Source organism: Christiangramia qingdaonensis, from assembly GCF_048381525.1.
Taxonomy (GTDB): domain Bacteria; phylum Bacteroidota; class Bacteroidia; order Flavobacteriales; family Flavobacteriaceae; genus Christiangramia.
This window is the reverse complement of record NZ_JBLWIM010000012.1, coordinates 1,245,266-1,249,228: the sequence shown is the minus strand read 5'-3', so window position 1 is coordinate 1,249,228 and position 3,963 is coordinate 1,245,266. Positions and strand designations below refer to the sequence as shown.

The window sequence follows — 3,963 nt, the reverse complement described above, 5'->3', positions numbered from 1 at the left end:
ACAGATTCAGCATAAATTCTTTTCCCTTCAGGTTAAAATAAAGCTCTCCATATTTTACATAAGTTGAAGTTCTGGAAGTGCTTGTCTGCATTTCAAAAGGAGATTCCGATGGAGTTCTAACAAATTCTGCTTCAACGATATAGGCAGTATCGATTGTGAAAAATTCCAGCCCATCAAAATTTTCCAGGTCTTCCTTTTCCAGTGGAGATTCTTCGGGATCTCTAAAATCTTCATTCATTTGCACTCGATACTCTTCCGAAGCTTTTACAGCTTCCGGCATTTGTGCATGTAACAAAGAGGATATGCAAAGAATAAGGATAAAAAAGATATTTCTGAGTGAAGACATGTGATGTATTTAATTCCCAAAATAACCAATATCTACCAGAAAAATTGAACTAATTTTGAGGCTTATCAATTCTATGAAAAAGTTATTTGCATCCTATATCGATTCGTTCTCTGGACTAAGAAAAGAAATCTGGCTACTGGCTTTGATAACCCTGATTAATAGAGCAGGAACTATGGTAATTCCTTTTCTTTCTCTGTATTTAACCAAGAGTCAGGGTTTCAGCCTGGAGCAGGTAGGATGGATACTCACATTCTTTGGGCTGGGATCTGTAACTGGCTCTTTTCTGGGCGGTAAGCTAACAGATATTTTCGGGCATTATAAAACCATGGCTGGTAGTTTGATTGGTAGCTCTGTATTATTCGTTCTACTTCAGTTTCCTCAGGATTTCTGGACGTTCTGCCTTGGAATTTACCTGGTCATGTCTATAGCAGATATCTTCAGACCTGCAGTGTTTGTTGCGATAAGCGCCTATAGCAAACCGCAGAACAGAACAAGATCTCTAACATTAATAAGACTGGCGATAAATCTGGGGTTTTCCGCAGGACCAGCGCTGGGAGGTTTAATTATAGCTACTGCTGGATATGATGGATTATTCTGGGTAGATGGTATTACATGCCTGTTTGCAGGTGTCCTATTGTTAAAACTACTTCATCCTAAGCGTGCTGTAGAAGAACCTGAAGAGGAGATTACCAATACCGCTTCTGCATACCAGGATAAACTGTATTGGGTATTCATAGTAGCACTAATGCTGTTCGGACTGGTATTTATCCAGTATTTCTCTACGGTGCCACTTTACTATTCCGAAGTGCATCAACTGAGCGAACTCGAAATCGGACTTATACTGGGACTGAATGGGTTCTTTATATTCCTGTTTGAAATGCCGCTGATCAAGTACTTGGAAACCCGAAATTTAGGAACGTTGAATTATGTCATATTCGGCGCCTTCCTAACCGCATTAAGTTTTCTGGTCATAAACCTTACCGGTTGGGTAGGTATTATAATTGTTGGGATGCTTCTGGTTACTATTGGAGAAATGATCGCTTTTCCATTTTCTAACTCTTTTGCTCTTATTAGATCTCAAGGCAAAAAACGTGGCAGTTACATGGCGCTCTATAGTATCGCCTTTTCAGTCAGCCATATTTTTGGACATAACTCCGGAATGCAATTAATCGATAATTTTGGTTACGACTTCACTTGGTATACTATGATGGGGCTCGCCGTTATATGCATTCTGTTACTAATGCTTCTGAAGAAATTTCTGATTAACGAAATAGCTTAATATTTCGATTTTTTGAGATACTTCTGAATGATCGCATTGTATTCTTCAGAGAATTTCAAATCCAGAGTTCCATCGATGGAATACAATCTTTCATAGTCATCGTAACCGGTCTTCAGAAGATCTTCCAGGTACAAAAGAGCCGTTTCAGCATCCCCATCCAAAGAAGCCAGTGATATAATTTTGAAATAGGCTTCAGGGTCTTCTTTGTTGATTGCTGTTCTTAAAACACTTATAAAAATTCTGGCATCAATTCCTGCATTGGATTTCATGATATCATCGAACTGTCGCTTGGAGAGAAAGTCCAGATACCCCTTCAACCTGTAAGCCATATCAACTTTTGCCTTTTCAGAACTATTCTGAAGTTTCTCCAGACCATCCATTTGGTACGCCCACCAACCGATATTTTGAAAGTTTTGCGTCATCACATCTGAAGTTAAAAGGTACTCATACTCTGCCTGTTGTTCGCGCTCATAGGAAACTGCCTGTTTAAAATCTCTTTTCTGAGCCGAATAACCCCTGGTACGCCTTACCTCTTTCATTCGATCTTTCACTTCGTCTTCGTAATCAAATTCTGCATACTTTTCTTTCATTCTCTCCAGGTTCTCGTACGCAGAATAGTAATTCCTTGTTCGCCTCAGACTTTCCACATAATCCAGTTCCTGCTGGTATAATTTAGAAATGAAATCCTTATCTGCCTGTCTTGTACCATCCTTTACTGCTTGTAGCGTGAAACCGGAAACTGCATTATAGATGACTGCACTGGATGGCCAATCATTCTCCTTACCGTCAAAATAATAGATCTCCGTTGGGAAATCTCGCTTGTCATAGAATTTAAGATAGCTTTCCATTTCGTAAACCATATAATCCTGACTTGCTCCTATTCCAATAAACATATATGGCTCCTGATCATTCACAAATTTTGGATTGACGAATGAGTTATTAATGGCAAGGATTCCAGCCATGTTTCTATTCATTAGAGTAAGGGCAGAGGCGATCTGTGCCCCTTCTGCCATACCTGCAAAATAGATTTGCTCAGGATCAATTCCTAAAGTTCCTGTTACTACGTTCATCATGGATACTGAGGTATTTATTACACTATCCAGAGACTTAGATTTTAAATCGAGTTCCAGGGCTGCAATTATATACCCCTGATCTTCCGCAGCCGGTCGAAAAAGATTTGCTGTGCTAGTCGCCCTTCCTTTTGGGTCAAAAATAAAAATAACCGGCCATTTTTTATCCTGAGAATATTGTGAAGGGGTATAAACTGCGAAAGTTTCACCTTTGGATCCAGGAATATTAATGCCTTTAGTAACATTGCCTTTGGCGATTCTCATCTCCTGTCCTACCATTAAAAGAGGGAGTGTTAGGAAGAAGATGTATAGTAGAAGTCTTTTCATAGGTGTTCGAATATTGTTAAATATAATATTTGCATCACGAATTATTCCATAAAAAAACCCGTAAGCAATAAACTTACGGGTTGGGGTACTTTGAATGTGTCTTTTATCTCCTTTTTACTGGCTGATATTTCATTTTTGGTTTCTCCGGAAAAAATAATTTCGCCATAAGAGAAATCACCAGTAGGTCTGCAAAAATCAGGAACATTATTCTAACTACTTCAATTCCGGAAAATGATAATCCGGTAAATCCAACTAATCCTGTTACTGCTGCAAGAACTAAAAATAATAGTGCTTTCTTTCTCATGATACTTTTTACTTGTTTTGTTTGATACAAATTTAAGTACGAATCTCATTATATTGTCCTAACAAAATTACAATTGGAATCTTTTTAACTAAGAACCGGGTATTCTCAAATTAAAGTGTTAACAGAAAGAATTGAAAGTCATTATTTTAACAGTTTTTTCTGGCTCGTTTAGATCTGCTGGTAAACTAAATATTCTTATCGTGGTAGTATTGGCGCATCGTCCACAACTTTGGAAAGTATGATATGAGTTCTGGTTTCCCCATAGGTGATTAATTGATCAATGAGCTTTTCCAGGTGCACCTGATCTTTTAAGATCACCTCCATAATTATATTTTCGTTACCAGTTATACGATAACAATTGAGCACCTCTTTGTAGGTTGGAACGGTTTCTAAAAATGCTTTTAATCTTCCTGTAAATGCGCGCAAAGTAATTACCGCCCTTAGTTGATATCCGGTCTTCTGGTGACTGATATTGACTTTATAGGAATTTATCACCCCCGCATCTTCCATTTTCTTCATTCTTTCAGCAACAGCCGGTGAACTCAACCCCACTTTTCTTCCTATCTCTGAAAACGAAGCTCTCGCATCTATTTGTAATTCCTGCAGGATTGCCCAGTTCAATTTGTCAACCATATTT

5 protein-coding genes are annotated in these 3,963 nt (G+C 38.3%); 1 reads left to right on the top strand and 4 read right to left on the bottom strand.

Annotation, left to right across the window (positions count from 1 at the left end):
* A partial coding sequence (locus ACNI3T_RS10675; RefSeq protein WP_418227768.1) for a DUF1684 domain-containing protein occupies positions 1-346 on the bottom strand: 346 nt, incomplete at its 3' end.
* 73 nt (positions 347-419) lie between these two features.
* Here ACNI3T_RS10675 and ACNI3T_RS10670 point away from each other — a divergent pair.
* Entirely contained in the window at positions 420-1,625 is a 1,206-nt protein-coding gene (locus tag ACNI3T_RS10670) for an MDR family MFS transporter (protein WP_418227767.1), read from the top strand.
* On the opposite strand, the gene ACNI3T_RS10665 is transcribed toward ACNI3T_RS10670, so the two are convergent.
* The 3 genes from ACNI3T_RS10665 to ACNI3T_RS10655 all read right to left on the bottom strand — a co-directional run bounded on the left by ACNI3T_RS10665 (position 1,622) and on the right by ACNI3T_RS10655 (position 3,959).
* Complete coding sequence (locus ACNI3T_RS10665) at positions 1,622-3,022, bottom strand: hypothetical protein (RefSeq protein ID WP_418227766.1); 1,401 nt, start codon at positions 3,020-3,022, stop codon at positions 1,622-1,624. The two genes, ACNI3T_RS10670 and ACNI3T_RS10665, sit on opposite strands and share 4 nt — an antisense overlap.
* A gap of 103 nt (positions 3,023-3,125) precedes the next feature.
* On the bottom strand, positions 3,126-3,326 hold the full coding sequence (locus ACNI3T_RS10660) for a DUF1328 domain-containing protein (RefSeq protein ID WP_026914415.1): 201 nt from the start codon (positions 3,324-3,326) through the stop codon (positions 3,126-3,128).
* Between the two features lie 195 nt (positions 3,327-3,521).
* Positions 3,522-3,959 carry an Lrp/AsnC family transcriptional regulator gene (locus ACNI3T_RS10655; protein ID WP_322300898.1) on the bottom strand — a complete coding sequence of 146 codons (438 nt, stop codon included), beginning with the start codon at positions 3,957-3,959 and terminating at the stop codon, positions 3,522-3,524.
* Between the last annotated feature and the right edge of the window lie 4 nt (positions 3,960-3,963).

Excerpts from the sequence above, each read along its gene's own strand:
- ACNI3T_RS10670 (WP_418227767.1), top strand. The coding sequence starts at position 420 with ATGAAAAAGTTATTTGCATCCTATATCGATTCGTTCTCTGGACTAAGA.
- ACNI3T_RS10665 (WP_418227766.1), bottom strand. The coding sequence starts at position 3,022 with ATGAAAAGACTTCTACTATACATCTTCTTCCTAACACTCCCTCTTTTA.
- ACNI3T_RS10660 (WP_026914415.1), bottom strand. The coding sequence starts at position 3,326 with ATGAGAAAGAAAGCACTATTATTTTTAGTTCTTGCAGCAGTAACAGGA.
- ACNI3T_RS10655 (WP_322300898.1), bottom strand. The coding sequence starts at position 3,959 with ATGGTTGACAAATTGAACTGGGCAATCCTGCAGGAATTACAAATAGAT.